Here is a 16,291-nt window from a genome sequence, read left to right as displayed (position 1 = left end):
GTTTCTCAGTTCGCCGGGTACTGGAAGACGTCGTCGAGGGGGACCCCGAACACCCGTGCCAGCTGGAAGGCCATCTCGAGCGAGGGGGAGTAGCGCCCCTGCTCGATGGCGATGATCGTCTGCCGCGTGACGCCGACCCGCTCGGCGAGTTCGGCCTGCGTCATCTCGCCGGCGGCGAAGCGGAGTGCCCGGAGCGAGTTGGTCACGCGCGTGGGCTTCACCATTGCGGCATCCCCCGGCGGTACGCGGTCAGTCGAGCGGCGGCGCCGACGATCGCAGAGAGCACGAAGGCCAGGTAGACGGCGTTGGCGATCCAGAACCACGGCGCCTCGACGAGCGAGAGGAGGAGGGCCGCGACGGCGCCGATGACGACGAACGCGCCGCCCACGCGCTCCCCGAACGCGAACACCTCGCGGTCGCGCTGGTCGCGCTTGCCCGCATCCCGCCGGTTGCCGATCGCCAGCACGATCCGCGCCAGGATGTTGGCCACGATCGCCCCGCCGACCGTCCACAGCAGGAGCGGTACGTAAGCATCGGGCCCCAGGGAGGCCAGCAGGATCAGGTAGGTCGCATACCCGGCGACCGCAGTCACCAGGTAGACCCATGAGTTCTTCTCGTCGAACGACATCCGCCGCCTCCGCTCACTCGGTCATGTCAAAGATTGTGTACATGGCGAGTGTAAGGCTGAGCGGACACGATGTCAAAGCTCTTTTACATTGAGGAATGACCGCGAGGCCGACCTGGTTGGATAGGTGCGTGCTCAGGACGATGTTCAAGTCGAAGATCCACCGCGCGACGGTGACGCATGCCGACCTCCACTACGTCGGGTCGCTGACCGTCGACAGCGACCTGATGGCGGCGGCCGACCTCCTCCCGGGCGAACAGGTCGCCGTAGTGGATGTGACCAACGGCGCGCGCTTCGAGACCTACCTGATCGCCGGGGCGCCGGGAAGCGGCGTCATCGGCGTGAACGGTGCGGCCGCCCACCTCGCGGAGGTCGGCGACACGGTCATCGTCATCTCCTACGCGCAGCTGGATGACGCGGAGGCCCGCACGTTCGTCCCGACCGTGGTGCACGTCGACGCGGCCAACCGCATCCTCGCGATCGGCGACGACCCCGCGGATGCCGTGACGCCGGGCGTCGAGCGGCCGCCGCTCGCGCTCTGAACCCAGCCTGACGGCGCCGCTCAGGCGATGCGGACGGCCCGGTGACGGCTGGGGAGCTCGACGAGCTCGAACTCCGCGACCACGATCTCCGTATCGCCGTCGATGCCGGGCCAGGCCGCACGGTGGGCGGCCTGCCAGCGGGCCGCCGCATCGTCGGTCCCACCGGCGACGGCGGGACGCGCGGGCGCCAGGTCGACGTCGTCGACGCGGCAGGTGGTCACGGCCGCCAGCTCGACGATCGCCACCGGCTCGTCGTTCGAGTCGACCAGTTGGTAGCGGGTGCCGGGCACGGGAAGCGGCTCCCCGTCGCGGAGGTAGTCGGCGAGGGGAGTGGTGGTCGCCATCCGCGCTCCATCCAGGATGTGACGCGTGACGTCCTCGCGCTCCGGTCCCAGCCGGCCGAAGGCGAGCACGGGCAGCTGCGCCGCGCGAGCCCGGAAGCGCGAGGTGCGCTCGGCCGTCTGCATCATGCCCCCTCCGGGAGCGGGTCGCCGTCGTCGTCCATCCGGTCCACCAGCCGGTACACCGCGCGGCGGGGCCAGTCGGTGCTGTCGTCGAGGACGAACACCTCCCACACCTCGTCGTCCCGGTACCGCGCCCGGCCGCGCAGAGCCGCGGGCGGCTCTCCGGGGCCCGCGGTCAGCCGGATCACCGCGTCGACCAGACCCGGTCGCTGCATCACCGCTTCGAACGTGACATCGCCATCCATGTCTGCACCCTAGGGATGCGGACGCGCGCCGGAAAGCCAGCAGGTCAGCAGGTGGGCTGCGCCGCGGGCACGGCGGACGCGACCGCCACGAAGTCCTCCACGAGCGTCGAACGCCGAGAGGACTCCCAGCCCAGGTGGACCGCGGTCTCCGCGAGATCCGCCACCGGCACGGCGCGTACATCCGGACGGATGTAGAACGTGGCGGTCGAGAGGGGGAGGACGGCGATTCCCGCTCCCATCGCCACCAGCTCGAGCTTCTCCTCGACCGTGCGGCTGGGCCTGCGACCCGGTGCCCGTCCGCGGCGCGGGCCCGCTTCGGTCGCCGTCCATTCGGGCACAGCGGCGGGGTCCTGCAGGAGGTGCTCGCCGGCGAGGTCGGGGAGTCGCACCTCGGCGGATGCCGCGAGCGGATGCGTCGACGGGAGCATCGCGACCCGTGATTCGGTGAACAGACGGACCGAGGCGATGCCGCCGGCGTCGAAGGGTTCGCGCAGGTAGCTGACATCGGCGCGGCCGTCCAGGAGGACGCGCGATTGCTCCTCCCAGGTCGTCCGCATGACCTCCACCGTCACGTCAGGATGCGTCTCACGGAACGCGCGCACGGCACCGGTGACCGTAAGCCCGGGCATGAATCCGACGGTGAACAGCGTCTCGCCGCGCGCCGCGACGGCGACGCGGCGGCGCACGGCAGCTGCGGCGGCGAGCAGCGTCTCGGCCTCGTCGCGCAGCATCCGCCCGTGCTCGGTCAGCTGGGTGCCGCGGGTGTCGCGCACGAACAGCTGCACGCCCAGCTCGGCCTCGAGCACCCGGATCTGCCGCGAGAGCACCGGCTGTGCGATCATCAGCGCCTCCGCCGCACGGCCGAAGTTGAGCGTTTCCGCCACCGCGACGAAGTAGCGCAGCCGTCGCAGATCGAGGTCGGTATTCATCTGTCGATGATCGCACTGATACCCATCGGGTGTCACCGAGGTCCAAAGAGGTCTTGGACGCCCGCGTCGCCTCGGCGGAACACTGGATCCGTCCCACCGAAAGGAACCCCATGTCACTGAAGAACTCGCACGTCGTCGTCATCGGCGGAAGCTCCGGCATCGGCCTGGCGACGGCCCGCGCGGCGCTCGACGCCGGCGCACGGGTGACCATCGCATCCAGCCGCACATCGAGTGTGGATGCGGCGCTCGCCCAGCTGCCCACGGCATCCGGCCGCGCGGTGAACGTCCTCGACCCCGCCGACCTGCGGGCGTTCTTCGCCGAGGTGGGAGAGCTCGACCACCTGGTCTACACGGCGGGGGAGCCGCTGAGCCTGATGCCTCTCGACGAACTCGATCTCGACCGGGCACGCGGCTTCTTCCAGGTGCGCTACTTCGGCGCCCTCAACGCCGTCGCCTCCGCCAGGCCTCACCTGGCGGACGGCGCATCCATCACCCTCACGTCCGGGTCCGCCCGCACGCGGCCCGGAGCAGGATGGGCGGTCGCCTCCAGCCTGTGCGGCGCGATGACGAGCCTGGCCGGCGCACTCGCGGTCGAGCTCGCGCCCGTGCGCGTGAACGTGGTCGAGCCGGGCATCGTGCGCAGCCCGCTGTGGTCCGGGATGAGCGCGGACGACCAGCAGGCGATGTACGACCAGCAGGCCGCAGCGCTTCCCGTCGCCCGGGTCGGCGAGGTCGAGGATGTCGCGCGGGCCTTCGTCTACGCGATGACCCAGGAGTTCATGACGGGGGCATCCATCCCCGTCGACGGCGGTGCGCTGCTCGTCTAACGCGCCTGCGGCCGGCCGCTCAGCGGCACTGCCCGGCGACCGCGATCTGCTGGTCGCTCGGGCGGCCGTAGGCCTCGATGCCGGAGCCCGGCACGTCGAAGCCCATCGCGATCGCCCACGCCGTCGCCCACATCTCGTCGTCGCCCTCGAAGGTCGGACCGTCGAACAGCGGCTTGCACTCCGGACGGACGACCTGCGCGTGCCCGACCTCGTGGGTGATCAGGGCCTTCGCGTTGACGTCGCCGTAGGACCAGCCCTCCTGCAGGCTGAAATTGAGGTCGATCGTCGCCCAGCCGCCGTCGCCCTCGTGGTACATCGTCGTCCCGGAGTACCAGCCCTCACCCAGGCCGCTGACCTTCTCGTGCCACTGGAAGTCGAGGGTGACGCCGTGGGCGATGGAACGGGCGTAGGCCTCCATCTGCGCGCGTACCGGATACGCCGGGTCCTGCTTGGCCGCCTCGCCCGCGGCCTGCGCCGTGTTGACGCCGTCGATCGCCGAGATCACGGCGAGCAGGCGCGAACCGTCGATGGTCGAGGCCGCCGAGACGTCCGCCTTCGCGTCGTCGATGGCATGCCGCAGGGCGACCTTGCTCTCGTAGGTCGCGGAGGTGTCGGCCGTGAGCACCTGCTCGCCGTGCGCGGTGAGCTCGGCGGAGACCGCGGCCGCGCTGGTCGACACGGCCTTCTGCGCCGCGGTCAGGGCCTTCAGTTCCGCCGCCCGCGTGCTGCGGGTGGTCTCCTCCTGCTTCGCGAGCTGGAGCGTGCGCTGCACGTCGGCGGAGACGCTCCACGGCATCAGGTCGGGGCTGCCCGCGGGCACCTGCGGCGGGTCGAACGGAGTGAACTTCAGGCCCTTCGACGCCTTCGCCAGCGACCCCTGAGCGTCGGACAGCTTTTTCGCCGTCGACTCCTGCAGGTAGTCCGGACGCTGCTTCACGCCCCACGCGGACAGCGACAGCAGCGCCGCTCGCGCCTTGTCGATCGCCATTCCGCGACGATCGGTGACATCGTCCAGCGCGGTGGATGCAGCCACCAGTTCGCGGTGCGCCTGCGACTCGGCCTCCGCGGCGAGCGCGCGCCAGCCCCATCCCGCCGCCAGCGTCCCACCGGTGATCAGTAGGAGGACTGCGGTCGCCACGATCCAGAACCGGCCGCGGCGCCGCGGAGCCGGGGGAGTTGCAGCCGCCGGGGGCATCGACGCGTCGACCGGCGGAACGGCCTGCGGGGCCGCATCCTCAGGCTGGGGGCGGCTCTGTCGTTCGTCGCTCACGGGTTCCTCTCGCCGCCGATCTGCACGCATGCAAAAATTCGTCCCGGTCACTCTACGGTAATATTTCTCTCGTGCAAGACCCGCGCTCGGGGGCCGCCTCCCACCGATCTGCGAACCTCCACAGACTCTCCCGACGAGTCGGCCTGTTCGTTCGCCGAACACTTGTATAGTCGAGCTGCTTGAGGGGACCCGTCCTGCGGTCCGGGGGACGAGGGGGCCGCGTGTTCGACGGACTGTTGGCGCTGGACGTCGTCGACGGACCGGTGCCCGTGGTGGTGTTCACGCTGGCGGTCGCGCTGCTGGTCGGGCTCCTGCTCCGCCGTCCGTCGCCACGCTGGCTGCTGCGGATCAGTCTCGCGGCTGTGGCGGGGATGCTGGCCGCCGTCGCGACCTGGCTGGTCTGCATCCGCTGGTTGAACCTATTCGGCGAGTCGCTGGGCTTCGGCAACTACGCCTGGATGGCCGTCGCCTTCGTCGGTGTGTCGATCGCCGTCGTCAGCATCGGGAGGCGCCCCGCCTGGCGCACGGCGGTCGCGATCGCCGCCGTCCCGGTGTTCCTCCTGGCTGCCGGCGTCGGCATCAACGCCAACTACGGGCTCAACCGCACCCTCGGCAGCGTGCTCGCCATCGCCGTCCAGAAGCCGCTCAAGCTCGCTCCGCCCGCGCTCGCCTCCACGGGGTATGACTCGTCCCTCTGGAAGCACTGGACACCTCCGGCGGACATGCCCGCACACGGGCTGGTCGGCACGGCGAAGATCCCGGCTACTGCGAGCGGATTCCGCGCGCGGGATGCCGGACTGTACCTTCCGCCGGCGGCGCGCGTGGCGCATCCCCCCGCCCTTCCGCTGATCGTCATGATGATGGGCCAGCCCGGCAATCCGGACCCGGAGCCCATCGCCGAGGTGCTCGACCAGTACGCCACCACCCACCACGGTCTCGCGCCGGTCGTCGTCGTCGCCGACCAGCTGGGCAGCCCCTACGACGACACGCTGTGCCTCGACACCGCGCGATTCGGCAAGGCCGAGACCTACGTGACGACGGATGTGACGGCCTGGGCGGAGGGCAACCTTCCCGTCACCCGCGACCACCGGTTCTGGACGGCGGCCGGGTACTCCAACGGCGGACTGTGCGCGCTGTCGTTCGCGATCGACCATCCGGAGCTGTACGGCGGCATCCTCGACATCTCGGGGGAGGAGTTCCCCGGAGCCGAGCATCCCGATGCGACCCTGCGCGACCAGTTCGGCGGCGACCGTCAGGCGTACGAGGCGGCGAAGCCGTTCGTCAAGCTGCGGCAGTTCCGGCATCCGGGCATGACGGCGATCTTCACAGCCTGCCGCGACGACCCCGCGTACCACCACGTCGCACTCCGGGCGGCTGCCGCTGCCCGAGCGGCCGGGATCGACTCCGCATTCGCCGACCTGCCGACCGGCGGCCACGGCCGGGGTGCGCTCATGGGCGGGCTGACCGAGGGCGTCCGGCTGTTGTATCCGCTGGTCGGGCTGGAGAAGCCGGCGGGCTGATCCCGGCAGCTCGATGTGCCGTCGGGCTCAGAAGCGCGAGAGCCCGTTGCCGATGATGACCGTCCCGATCACGGTCGCGACGATGATCGCGACCGTCGTGTCGTTGCGCAGCAGCCAGCGTTCGGTCGCGGCGAGCGCCGGCCGCGCCTTGTCGGGACGGATGAGGGCGAACAGGGCCGGTCCGCCGACCGAGCTGCCCCCGATGAGCACATAGATGGCGATGACGATGGCGTCCTCGGACACCGGGAGCTTCGCCGGGCCGATCACGAGGCCGGCGGCGATGGCGAGCAGGATGGACTTCGGCCGGATGTTCAGGGCGAATCCCAGGCCGAGGGCAGGAATGGAGCGCATCCGGCCGAGGGCCACCATCCAGCGGGGGAGCGTCTCACGTTCCGCCGCCTCCGGGTGCCGCCGCAGCTCGATGACCGCGTAGACGAGCAGGGCGACGCCCACGAGGATCTCCAGCACGCCGACGAAGGGCTCCGGCCCGACCGAGGTGTTCGCCGGGATGGCGTGCAGAAAGATCGCGAAGAGCGATGTGATCGTGACGAGGCCCGCGACGTATCCGACGACGAACAGGGTCGGCACGCGGGGGCGGGCGGCGCCGAGCAGGAGAACGAGAACGGCGAGGATCGGGACGGAGCTGAGCGCGACGGCGACGGCCAGCGGCAGGAGCTGCCCGATGACGCTCAGCATGCGACTCCTTTCGCCGGAGAGCCCGCGGCGAGCCGGCCGCCCGTGCGCCGTCCGCTCAGCCGAGGGTACGACAGCGGGCGCCTGTGCGGACAGGCACGGTTCCCCCTGGAAACGGCGGCGATCCGTGCGATTGATGGAAGCATGCAGAAGCTCTACTACGCGGGAGGGCACATCTTCCTCGACGACGATGTCTGCGACGCACTGGTGCGCTACGCGCAGGCCCTCGCGGATGTCGGCAAGTCGGATCTGGTGGTCGTCCCGGCCCTCTCCGACGAAGGCCTGCGCGGGGAGACCCGCCTGCTCATCGGGCCGGCGAGCCAGCTGTTCACCGCACCGGCCCTCGACCGCGGCGCGGACCTGCGGGATGCGGAGTCGACCCGCTCGATGCGCGACAAGACGGCACGCCTCCAGCCGTCGTCGCCGGTCATCGGCCGCAACTCGGACCTCCCGGAGGAGCACTTCGGATGAGCAGCACCATCCACACGAGGTGAGAGCACACACATGGGAACCCTCTTCTACGGCGCCGCCCGCCTGGCCATCAGCTTCGACGACCGCGTCCTCGCCCACCTCCAGATCGCGATCTCCACGAAACTCCGGCGCCATGAGACCTTCATGCTGAACTGGCGCGACAACGAGTCGGTCGGCGACGGCCGGAGCGGCGTGTGGATCGGCCCGCAGACCGACCTCCACTTCACGTACTCCGGCGGCCGCTTCCCCGAGATCAACCGCGACTGGGTGAACGCGCTGGTCGTCTCCGCGTCGACACCGCTCGGCCTGCAGGTGCTCGACGAGGGGAGCCTCGAGGGCCCGCCGTCGGGCACCCCGGTGCATCGCTAGCGAGAACGCGGCTACGGCGTGCGAAGCTGAGCGCATGCAGCTACTCACCGACGGCGTCTACCGCCTGCGGAAGGCGACGGGCGCCAACGCGTATCTCGTCGACACGGGCGAAGCCTCCGTCGTCATCGACACCGGCACGCCCGGGGGAGCATCCGCCCTGATCGCCGACCTCCGAGACGAGCACGGCCTGGGCCCGGTGACCGACATCGTCCTCACCCACTACGACCCCGATCACGCCGGATCCGCTGCGGCCCTGCAGCGGGAGACCGGAGCCCGGGTGTGGGTCGGCGCTCGGGATGCCGACATCCTCCGCAGCCAGACACCGCCGCCGACGCGGTTCCGCCGTTTTCTGGCGCGGGTCTGGCGGGCCACCGAGGTTCCGGCCGGCCTGCACGAGCTGCCGGACGCGGGGGAGACGGAGATCGTTCCCGGCGTGCGCGCGATCGCCGCGCCCGGTCACACGCCGGGCCACGTCATCGTCGAGTACCGCGGCGTCGTCTTCGCGGGCGATGCGGTGACGGTCCGTGCCGGCCGGCTCCGGCAGATGCCCGCCCTCCTCACGAGCGACAAGCCCCAGGCGCTCGCGACCGAGCATCTCATCGCGTCCCTCCGCCCGCGCCTCGTCTGCCCCGGCCACGGGGCCCCCGGCCGCCTCGACGCTCCCTGACCCCGTCCCACCCCTCTCCGCCCACCGTCGAGTCCGCAGACTTTGCACGCTCCGGAGGCTCACAGCGTGCAGTTTGTGCGTACTCGACGGTGGGCGGAGAGGGGGATGCGAGACGGGTCACTCGCGGGCGACGGAGCGCTGGGCGTCGGCCCACGCGAGCTGCACTGCTTTGCCGATCCACTCGGTGCCCTGGTAGACGTTGTCCTCGCCGAGTTCCGCGAGGAGCCCGCTCGCGGCCAGCTGCTGGCGCACAGCCGCCTCGCTGATGACCAGCTTCAACTGGGAGGAGGCCGCGGCCAGCGTGCGGGCGTAGCGGCGGAGGGAGTCGATGAGCGCCAGATCCAGTTCGTCCGTCCCGCGCAGCCGGATGATCACCACCGAGCCTTCCGTCTCCTCGTCGACGCCCGGCAGCTGCCGCTCGAACGAGGGCGCGCTCGCGAAGAACAGGCTCCCGTACGGCTGCAGCACGATCACCTCGCGCTGACCGACGGTGGCGGGAGGGTCCGATTCGCGCATCCCGCCGCTCTCGTCCAGGTGCACCTGCCGCACCCGCAGCCGGTTCGACTGCCGCGCGACGAAGAGGATGATGCCGAGCCCGACTCCGGCGAGCACGGCGAACTGCAACGGGATGACGAGGGTGAGCACGAAGGTCACCGTCATGACCGCTGTGGGCAGGATCCCGCTCTTCACCACCGAGTAGACACGGCTCGGCTTGATGGCCGCGAAGCCGATCATGATCAGCAGCCCGGCGAGCGCCGGCATCGCGGTGAGCGCCACGATGCCCGAGGCGAACACGATGACAAGCGCCATCGTGACCCCGGCGACGAACAGCGCCAGCTTCGACCGCGCTCCCGCCGTGACCAGCAGGGAGGACCCCGACATCGACCCGCCGACGGGCATGCCGCGGAACAGCCCGGACACGATGTTGCCGACGCCCTGCCCGATGAAGTCGCGCGAGGGGTTCGCCGGCCGCCCGCTCGCCGTCGGGATGCCCGCGGACACCCCCGCGCCCTGGATGAGACCGACCAGCGCCAGCGACACCGCAGGGATCAGCAGGTACGGGATGTCGCCGATCGACGGCAGCGTCGGCAGCGGCAGCCCGGCCGGCACCACGACGATGTCGCCCAGCAGCGGCACGCGCGCATCCACCCACAGGTTCAGAGCCGCGGCGGTCAGCGACCCGACGACGACCGCGATGACGAGCCCGAACCCGCCCACCGGCGTGCGCTGCAGCACGACGATGGTGAGGATCGTGACAGCACCGACGATCACCGTCGGGATGCTCCATTGCGGGATGTGCCGGAGCAGGTCGATCGACCGGGTCACCCGATTGCTGCCTTCGCCCGAGTAGCCGGTGAACGCCGACAGCTGGCCGAGGATGATGTTGACGCCCACCGCGGTGATGAACCCGGTCATGACGTCGGCGGGGACGAACCGGATCAGCCGGCCGCCCTTCAGCAGCCCGGCGATGCACATCACCAGCCCGGTCAGCAGGGCGAGCGTGAAGAGCGCGCGGTCGGGGTCGGGACGCGTCTCCAGGTTCGCGTCCTGGATGACGAGGGCCATCGCCCCGGTCGCCTGCACCGCCATGAAGGTGCTGCTGGTGAGCACGGCCGCGCCGACCATCCCGTACAAGTAGGCGTAGAGCCCGGCGAGCGGGTTGACGCCGGCGAGCAGCCCGGACGCCAGGCCGTCCGGCACGCTCTCGATGCCGAGGACGACCCCGGCGATGGCGTCCTTGACGATGTCACGGCGACGTAGCCGTCGCTTCTTGGCGCGCACAGGCCACACGGTAGCGGCGGCCGGCGCTCATGGCAGGACAGCAGTCGGCGGGCTCACGCCCACTGCTCGAACACCATGAGCGGCACCCGGGTGTGCCAGCCCTGCCACGCCTTGCTGGACCCGATCGTCGCCTTCGTGGAGAAGTCGATGCCGCCGTTCATCCAGAACCAGACGAGGTACCAGTCATTGCTGGTTCCCCAGAAGTAGTTCTGGTTCGGCCAGTAGCCGTCGCCGCTGTCACTGTGGTCCTCGTACCAGGAGGTGCCGTCGGCCCACAGCTGGTCGCGGGTGTCGAGGATGGTCTCCATCTCGCCCGGGCCGCGCCGGTGCTGCACCATCACGCACAGCTGCGCATGGTTGTGGGCGACCTGGAGGCTGGAGCTGTCCGCCCAGTCGTACGAGTACTCCACGAGGCCGGACACACGGACGTAGGTGGATGGTGCCTTCGGTTTGAACCACAGCCCGAGCCCTGCTCCCGCGTACATCCATCCGCCCTCCGCCACCGGACGGTCGACATAGGTTTCCGTCAGGTCGATGAACATGCTGGCCTGCTGCGGGTACACACTGGGGCCTCGCGCGGCGGTCCCTGCTGCTCCCGGGGGTTGGAAGGTCGTCCAGGTGCGGTCGTACGGGGGAGTGGCGATGAACAGGCGGTCGCTGCTCCCGGTGGTGACCAGACTGAGCGTGTGCAGCTCGCCCGGTGACGGGTTCGGATCGCGGCGGGCGATCACCGGCGCTTCAAGCCGCGCGATGGACGCGCTCAGCTCCACGAACCGCTGATCCATGCCGGCCAGGACTTCGCTCACCTGTTCGGCCCGCCGGGATGCGCGCAGATACGCGTTCCGCGACGTCCGCAGGTCTTGCTCGAACGCCTGGTCGAGGGCGACGGAAGCTTCCGGCTCGTCCGGCTTCTGCTCTGTCGACGTCTTGTTCTCTGATGAAACGGGCACGGGGACCTCCCACAGCGCTGCGTGCGTCACACGTTCAGGCTCGAGTCGTTCGCGCGTGAGGGTATGCCCGCGGTGCGCGCGGCGGCTAGACCGAATCCGGCGGACGCGCGGGCCGGGGTTCGCGGTGAGACTGCGGCTCGGATAGATTCCCAGCGTGCCGATCACAACCGCCGAGACGAGGGCCCTGCTGATCGGCGGCCGCTCGGGAGTCGGGAAGTCGACGGTCGCGCTGGCGATCCTCCGTGTGGTCGGCTGGCCTCCGTCCGGCCTGTCGACGGAGGCGACTCGATGACCACCCGCAACGCGCCTCTGCTCGTGGTGATGTGCGGGCGCTCGTTCTCCGGGAAGTCGTCGCTCGCGCTCGCCCTGGCCGACCGGCTCGGGGCGCAACGAGTCAGCCTCGACGCCATCAACGAAGAGCGCGGACTGCGCGGCGGGACCGGCATCCCGGTGTCCGAGTGGATGCGCACCAACGACGAAGCGTCCGCCCGGGTCAGGGAAGCGCTCGGCGCTGGACGCACCGTCATCGTCGACGATACGAGTTCGCCGCGCTTCCTTCGTGACCGCTGGCGTGAGCTTGCCACCCGAGTTCCTGCCGAGATGGCCCTCGTCTTCGTCGACGCCCCGGAGGAGCTGATCCGCGCGCGTCTCGCGGCGAACCGCAGCGATCTCGCCCGCCACGACGTCACGGACGACGTGATGGATGCGCACCTCAGCGACTTCGAGGCTCCGGACGCGGACGAGCGCGCGATAACGGTGGACGCGCGCACGCCCATCGACGCCTCCGTCGCCCAGGTGCTCGCCGCGTTGGCAGAGCGACACCCGTCCTGAGAGGCGCGGGCGGAGCATTCAGCCTGGCCCTCTCCGCCGCGCCGCGACTCTTGTGAGGCGTCAGTACTCCCCGAGCCCTTTGCCGATCAGCACGACGCCGATCACCAGGAGCAGCACGGCCATGATGGTGGCGTTGTTGTAGACCAGCCAGGTGCGCAGGGATTCGAGCGGGCGGGCCATCCGGGCGGAGGCGGCGAGGTAGGCGATCACGGGGATGGCGACGGTGGATGCTGCTATCACCGTGTAGACGATGACCGCGACGACCGTTTCCGCCGTCGTCTGCGCGTTGGAGCCGATCGCGACGCCGGCGGCGACGCCCATGAGCAAGTTCTTCGGGTTGAGGGCGGAGAGCAGGAAGCCGAGCACGAGCGCTCGGGCGCCCGTCATCGTGTCGATCGCCGACATCCACTTCGGCAGCGCCGGTTCGGTTCCGACTTTCGGACGGCCGCGCCACTGCTGCACGGCGAGCACGAGCAGCAGCAGGCCCAGCACGATCTGGACGGTGCCCAGGATCGGCTTGGACTCGTCCGGATCGCCCTGCGGCAGGACCGACGAGAGAAGGGTGAACACCACGACGGCGACGACGATGCCGAGCAGCCAGCCGACGAGGAACCCGACGCTCGTCCCGCGGGCCTTCGGCGACAGCAGCATGAGGATCGCCGCGATGATCGGGATGGGGCTGATCGCGACACCGAGTGCAAGAGGGATGATGTCGCCGATCACTGGTCCCATGGGTGCCCTGCCTTCTCGTGCCGTCGGCCGACGGGGGTACGACGCGTCGCCTGCTGCACAGTGTGGGGGATCCGGGGCTGCGGGAGCTAGCCCGAATCGGTGTGCGATCTGCAACACTGTCGAAACGCGACGCCGGCGTTCGTAGCAGGGGTGGAGGCTGCCGCGAGGAGGCGGCCCGAAGGGAGAGGATGAGCGCATGCAGTATCTCGTGAACGTCATCGACAGCCGCAGCAACTCGGGCACCGAGGAGGAGGCCGTCGCCATCGACGCCTTCAACGACAAGCTGCGGGCCGGCGGCCATTGGGTGTTCGCCGGCGGACTGGCCGACCCGTCCGTGTCCACCGTCATCGACGGGCGCGGGGACGAGCCCGTCTTCACCGACGGCCCTTTCGTGGAGGCAAAGGAGTGGGCGGCCGGCTTCTGGCTGATCGAAGCACCCGACCTCGACGTCGCCCTGGCGCTGATGGCCGAGGGCTCCAAGGCCTGCAACCGCCGGCTCGAGGTGCGACCCCTCCTCGTCGTGTGACCGCTCCTCGACGGGTCACCGCCGCGCACGACGCCCTCACCCGGGCCCACCGCGAGGAGTGGGCGCGGGTCGTCGCCACGCTCGCCAAGCGGTTCGGCAGCCTCGACCTGGCGGAGGAGTCGGCCGCCGAGGCCTACGCGACCGCCGCCGAGCGGTGGCCCGTCGACGGCATCCCGCCGAATCCCGGCGCGTGGCTCACCACCACCGCCACCCGCAAGGCGATCGACCGCATCCGCCGCGAGAGCACCCGCGACGCCCGGCACAGGGAGGCGCACCTCGTGTACGACACGCAGCCCGAGCCGGTCGGCGCGGTCGACGACGACCGGTTGCGGCTGATTTTCACCTGCTGCCATCCGGCCTTGGGCATGGATGCGCGCATCGCCCTCACCCTGCGCATGGTCGGCGGTCTGAGCGTGCCGGAGATCGCGCGCGCGTTCCTCGTGCAGGACACCACGATGGGCGCACGCATCACCCGGGCGAAGGCGAAGATCGCGGCGGCGAACATCCCGTACCGGCTGCCGACCGCGGACGACCTTCCGAAACGCGTCTCCGGGGTGCTCGCCGTCCTGTTCCTGATCTTCAACGAGGGGTACCTCGCGTCCGGTCCCGACACCGCCCCGGTGCGGCGCGACCTCACTCGTGAGGCGATCCGTCTCGCGCGGCTCGTCCACGAGCTCCTCCCCGACGACGGCGAGGCGACGGGCATGCTCGCGTTGATGCTCCTCAGCGAGGCGCGCAGCGACGCCCGCGTCTCGTCCACCGGCGAACTGGTGCCGCTGGGCGAGCAGGACCGCGGGATGTGGGATGCGTCCCTCATCGCCGAGGGCCACGCACTGGTGCGCGAACGGCTGGCGTCGGGCGAGCCGCCCGGCCGGTACCAGCTGCTGGCGGCGATCAACGCCGTGCACACGGACGGAGACGCGCCGGACTGGGCGCAGATCGTCGCACTGTACGACCAGCTGGCGGTGCTCGATCCGTCGCCCATCGTCCGGCTCAACCGAGCAGTCGCGGTGGGGGAGCGGGACGGCCCGGAGGCCGGCCTCGCGCTGCTGGACGCGCTCGCCCCGCAGCTGTCCGGCTACCACCCGTTCCACGCGGCGCGCGCGATGCTGCTGGTGCGGCTGGGGCGGGAGGTGGATGCGCGCGCCGCGTACGAGGCAGCGCTCGCGCTGACAGACAACGCGGCCGAGGTCGCCTACCTGACCCGGCAGTTGGAGCGGCTCGCCGCGCGCTGAGAAAGCTCGCTAGCATGGCGCCACCGCCGTCGAGCCCTCAAGGAGGCATCCCATGCCCATCGCCCTGGACAACGTCGGCATCGCCGTCGACGACATCGAAGCCGCGATCACCTTCTTCACAGACCTGGGCCTCACGGTTCTCGGCCGCGACACGGTCAGCGGCGAGTGGGCGGACACCGCCGTCGGGCTGGACGGCAACCACGCGAAGATCGCGGTGCTGCAGACGCCGGACGGCCACGGCCGCCTGGAGCTTTTCGAGTACCTGCACCCGGACGCGATCCCGACGCAGCCGACGCTCCCGAACGAGATCGGCATGCACCGCGTCGCCTTCTCCGTCGACGACATCGACGCGTCGCTGGCCATCGCGGCCCGGCACGGCTACCACCCGCTGCGCGGCGTCGCCACCTATGAGGACATCTACAAGCTGACCTACCTGCGTGGGCCGAGCGGGATCCTGTTGATGCTCGCGCAGAAGCTGACGCCCGCGGACAGGTGAGGGCATTACAGCGTTTCCTTAATTCAGACAACGCTGTACCATCGTTCGCATGACCACCGCCACTGCGACCGCCAGCATCACCCACACCGCGGCGCTCGCGCGTTTCGGGCACGCCCTGTCGGATCCGACCCGCGTCGGGGCGCTGCTCGCGCTGCGCGAGGCGCCTGCATATCCGTCGGACCTCGCCGACGCGCTGGGCGTCTCCCGGCAGGTCATGTCTAACCAGCTGGCGTGCCTGCGCGGTTGCGGCCTCGTCGAGGCGGTGCCGGATGGGCGGCGCACCTGGTACCGCCTGGCCGACGGTCACCTTGCGCCGGCACTGGATGAGCTCCTCCGCGTCGTGCTCTATGTCGAGCCGGGATGCTGCGGGGAAGAGGCCTGCGACTGCGCCTGACCTGCTCTACCGCTCTTCGCAGCGCTGAGCGTTCTGCACCAGGGTCAACCCGGCGCTGACCGCCGTGAGTACGAACGTCCTCCGCCGTCCGGTGTCCTGCGCGGCGAGGAACCCGAGGCGCACGGCGAGCGCTGCGGACGTCGCGTTCGTGCTGTCGATCACGGCGGTCACGATCGCGGCCTTCAGGTCGCGGAAGGCGAACTCGAGCATCGCCCTCGCCGCCTCCGTCGCATACCCGTGCCCGCAGGCGCTGGTCAGCTGCAGCCAGCCGATCTCTGCCGTCCGGGTCTCCGCCGCGGTCGTGCGCAGGTGCAGGGAGACGTCGCCGATCACCTGGCCGTCCCGTTCGACGGCGAGCACGAGGAGGTCCCCGGGAACGGAGAGCGCCCTGTGGCGCGTGCGGTCCCGGAGGTGGCGGAGGGTTTCCCTCTCGGTGCGGATCGGCCAGCCGAGCCCGCGCCTGATCCTCTCGTCCCCTTCGATGCGCATCCAGTCGGACTCGTCCGTCAGCCGATACGGGCGGAGGAGGAGGCGCGGGGTGCGAAGCTCGCGTGCGACGACCGGTGCGCGGAGGGCGGGAGGCTCTCGCAGAGCGCGGAGGGACGCCAGCAGCCGTCCACCCGACGGATCGTGCGACAGGGCGATCATCGGCCGCCTCCTCTCGGATGCGACGCTACGGCGCGAGTCGATGACACGGCTGCAAGACCCCGGCCGCAGTCTGAG

Annotated in this window: 23 protein-coding genes; 12 read left to right on the top strand and 11 right to left on the bottom strand. The window is 70.5% G+C overall.

Annotated features, from left to right (window positions below; genetic code table 11):
- Positions 1–5 precede the first annotated feature (5 nt).
- Both ACF1AJ_RS03915 and ACF1AJ_RS03910 read right to left on the bottom strand, forming a co-directional pair.
- Complete coding sequence (locus ACF1AJ_RS03915) at positions 6–224, bottom strand: helix-turn-helix transcriptional regulator (RefSeq protein ID WP_391506194.1); 219 nt, start codon at positions 222–224, stop codon at positions 6–8.
- Complete coding sequence (locus tag ACF1AJ_RS03910; RefSeq protein ID WP_391506193.1) at positions 218–628, bottom strand: hypothetical protein; 411 nt, start codon at positions 626–628, stop codon at positions 218–220. The genes ACF1AJ_RS03915 and ACF1AJ_RS03910 overlap by 7 nt, the downstream gene beginning before the upstream one ends.
- A 128-nt stretch (positions 629–756) precedes the next feature.
- Between ACF1AJ_RS03910 and panD the strand changes: the two genes are divergently transcribed.
- Positions 757–1,167 carry an aspartate 1-decarboxylase gene (gene panD / locus ACF1AJ_RS03905; RefSeq protein ID WP_391506192.1) on the top strand — a complete coding sequence of 137 codons (411 nt, stop codon included), beginning with the start codon at positions 757–759 and terminating at the stop codon, positions 1,165–1,167.
- 20 nt (positions 1,168–1,187) lie between these two features.
- Here the strand turns inward: panD and ACF1AJ_RS03900 are convergent, their stop codons facing one another.
- The 3 genes from ACF1AJ_RS03900 to ACF1AJ_RS03890 are packed head-to-tail and all read right to left on the bottom strand — an operon-like array spanning position 1,188 to position 2,805.
- The gene (locus tag ACF1AJ_RS03900) at positions 1,188–1,634 is read right to left on the bottom strand and encodes an ASCH domain-containing protein (protein ID WP_391506191.1); all 447 of its coding nucleotides are present in this window, start codon (positions 1,632–1,634) and stop codon (positions 1,188–1,190) included.
- Positions 1,634–1,876, bottom strand: a complete 243-nt coding sequence (locus tag ACF1AJ_RS03895; protein ID WP_391506190.1) for a hypothetical protein — start codon at positions 1,874–1,876, stop codon at positions 1,634–1,636. Before ACF1AJ_RS03895 ends, ACF1AJ_RS03900 begins: the two co-directional genes overlap by 1 nt.
- A gap of 44 nt (positions 1,877–1,920) precedes the next feature.
- A complete protein-coding gene (locus ACF1AJ_RS03890; protein ID WP_391506189.1) occupies positions 1,921–2,805 on the bottom strand; it encodes a LysR family transcriptional regulator in 885 nt (294 codons plus the stop codon).
- A gap of 110 nt (positions 2,806–2,915) precedes the next feature.
- Between ACF1AJ_RS03890 and ACF1AJ_RS03885 the strand changes: the two genes are divergently transcribed.
- Positions 2,916–3,632, top strand: a complete 717-nt coding sequence (locus ACF1AJ_RS03885; RefSeq protein ID WP_391506188.1) for an SDR family oxidoreductase — start codon at positions 2,916–2,918, stop codon at positions 3,630–3,632.
- Positions 3,633–3,651: 19 nt separating this feature from the next.
- Here ACF1AJ_RS03885 and ACF1AJ_RS03880 read toward each other — a convergent pair whose 3' ends face one another.
- Complete coding sequence (locus tag ACF1AJ_RS03880; RefSeq protein WP_391506187.1) at positions 3,652–4,902, bottom strand: hypothetical protein; 1,251 nt, start codon at positions 4,900–4,902, stop codon at positions 3,652–3,654.
- 221 nt (positions 4,903–5,123) lie between these two features.
- Here ACF1AJ_RS03880 and ACF1AJ_RS03875 point away from each other — a divergent pair, with 221 nt between their 5' ends.
- Positions 5,124–6,422: an alpha/beta hydrolase gene (locus tag ACF1AJ_RS03875; RefSeq protein WP_391506186.1), complete on the top strand. Its 1,299-nt coding sequence runs from the start codon at positions 5,124–5,126 to the stop codon at positions 6,420–6,422.
- A 27-nt stretch (positions 6,423–6,449) separates the two neighbouring features.
- Here the strand turns inward: ACF1AJ_RS03875 and ACF1AJ_RS03870 are convergent, their stop codons facing one another.
- A complete protein-coding gene (locus ACF1AJ_RS03870; RefSeq protein WP_391506185.1) occupies positions 6,450–7,118 on the bottom strand; it encodes a GAP family protein in 669 nt (222 codons plus the stop codon).
- A gap of 141 nt (positions 7,119–7,259) precedes the next feature.
- On the opposite strand from ACF1AJ_RS03870, the gene ACF1AJ_RS03865 reads away from it, so the two are divergent.
- The 3 genes from ACF1AJ_RS03865 to ACF1AJ_RS03855 are packed head-to-tail and all read left to right on the top strand — an operon-like array spanning position 7,260 to position 8,622.
- On the top strand, positions 7,260–7,586 hold the full coding sequence (locus ACF1AJ_RS03865; RefSeq protein ID WP_391506184.1) for a hypothetical protein: 327 nt from the start codon (positions 7,260–7,262) through the stop codon (positions 7,584–7,586).
- Positions 7,587–7,619: 33 nt separating this feature from the next.
- Complete coding sequence (locus ACF1AJ_RS03860; RefSeq protein ID WP_391506183.1) at positions 7,620–7,955, top strand: ATP-dependent DNA ligase; 336 nt, start codon at positions 7,620–7,622, stop codon at positions 7,953–7,955.
- Positions 7,956–7,989: 34 nt separating this feature from the next.
- A complete protein-coding gene (locus ACF1AJ_RS03855; protein ID WP_391506182.1) occupies positions 7,990–8,622 on the top strand; it encodes an MBL fold metallo-hydrolase in 633 nt (210 codons plus the stop codon).
- 117 nt (positions 8,623–8,739) lie between these two features.
- Here the strand turns inward: ACF1AJ_RS03855 and ACF1AJ_RS03850 are convergent, their stop codons facing one another.
- Together ACF1AJ_RS03850 and ACF1AJ_RS03845 are read right to left on the bottom strand one after the other, a co-directional pair.
- The gene (locus tag ACF1AJ_RS03850) at positions 8,740–10,404 is read right to left on the bottom strand and encodes a SulP family inorganic anion transporter (RefSeq protein ID WP_391506181.1); all 1,665 of its coding nucleotides are present in this window, start codon (positions 10,402–10,404) and stop codon (positions 8,740–8,742) included.
- A 53-nt stretch (positions 10,405–10,457) separates the two neighbouring features.
- On the bottom strand, positions 10,458–11,354 hold the full coding sequence (locus tag ACF1AJ_RS03845) for a hypothetical protein (RefSeq protein ID WP_391506180.1): 897 nt from the start codon (positions 11,352–11,354) through the stop codon (positions 10,458–10,460).
- A gap of 154 nt (positions 11,355–11,508) precedes the next feature.
- Between ACF1AJ_RS03845 and ACF1AJ_RS03840 the strand changes: the two genes are divergently transcribed.
- Both ACF1AJ_RS03840 and ACF1AJ_RS03835 read left to right on the top strand, forming a co-directional pair.
- Positions 11,509–11,646, top strand: coding sequence for a hypothetical protein (locus ACF1AJ_RS03840; RefSeq protein WP_391506179.1), 138 nt, complete (start codon positions 11,509–11,511; stop codon positions 11,644–11,646).
- Positions 11,643–12,185: an AAA family ATPase gene (locus tag ACF1AJ_RS03835; RefSeq protein WP_391506178.1), complete on the top strand. Its 543-nt coding sequence runs from the start codon at positions 11,643–11,645 to the stop codon at positions 12,183–12,185. Before ACF1AJ_RS03840 ends, ACF1AJ_RS03835 begins: the two co-directional genes overlap by 4 nt.
- A gap of 60 nt (positions 12,186–12,245) precedes the next feature.
- Here ACF1AJ_RS03835 and ACF1AJ_RS03830 read toward each other — a convergent pair whose 3' ends face one another.
- Positions 12,246–12,917, bottom strand: coding sequence for a GAP family protein (locus ACF1AJ_RS03830; protein WP_391506177.1), 672 nt, complete (start codon positions 12,915–12,917; stop codon positions 12,246–12,248).
- A gap of 196 nt (positions 12,918–13,113) precedes the next feature.
- Here ACF1AJ_RS03830 and ACF1AJ_RS03825 point away from each other — a divergent pair, with 196 nt between their 5' ends.
- Genes ACF1AJ_RS03825 through ACF1AJ_RS03810 form a run of 4 tightly spaced genes read left to right on the top strand, consistent with a single transcriptional unit; the run spans position 13,114 to position 15,568 of the window.
- Complete coding sequence (locus tag ACF1AJ_RS03825; RefSeq protein ID WP_309859717.1) at positions 13,114–13,443, top strand: YciI family protein; 330 nt, start codon at positions 13,114–13,116, stop codon at positions 13,441–13,443.
- Positions 13,440–14,678 (top strand): RNA polymerase sigma factor, encoded by a 1,239-nt coding sequence (locus tag ACF1AJ_RS03820; RefSeq protein WP_391506176.1) that lies wholly within the window; start codon positions 13,440–13,442, stop codon positions 14,676–14,678. The genes ACF1AJ_RS03825 and ACF1AJ_RS03820 overlap by 4 nt, the downstream gene beginning before the upstream one ends.
- A 52-nt stretch (positions 14,679–14,730) precedes the next feature.
- Positions 14,731–15,174 (top strand): VOC family protein, encoded by a 444-nt coding sequence (locus ACF1AJ_RS03815; RefSeq protein ID WP_391506175.1) that lies wholly within the window; start codon positions 14,731–14,733, stop codon positions 15,172–15,174.
- Between the two features lie 49 nt (positions 15,175–15,223).
- Positions 15,224–15,568, top strand: coding sequence for an ArsR/SmtB family transcription factor (locus ACF1AJ_RS03810; RefSeq protein WP_391506174.1), 345 nt, complete (start codon positions 15,224–15,226; stop codon positions 15,566–15,568).
- A 6-nt stretch (positions 15,569–15,574) separates the two neighbouring features.
- Here the strand turns inward: ACF1AJ_RS03810 and ACF1AJ_RS03805 are convergent, their stop codons facing one another.
- Positions 15,575–16,216 (bottom strand): GNAT family N-acetyltransferase, encoded by a 642-nt coding sequence (locus tag ACF1AJ_RS03805; protein WP_391506173.1) that lies wholly within the window; start codon positions 16,214–16,216, stop codon positions 15,575–15,577.
- Positions 16,217–16,291 lie beyond the last annotated feature (75 nt).

The sequence above is a fragment of the Leifsonia sp. NPDC014704 genome (genome assembly GCF_043083605.1).
Lineage (GTDB): Bacteria > Actinomycetota > Actinomycetes > Actinomycetales > Microbacteriaceae > Leifsonia.
The sequence above is the reverse complement of the archived record's forward strand: the minus strand, read 5'-3'. Positions and strand labels throughout refer to the sequence as shown.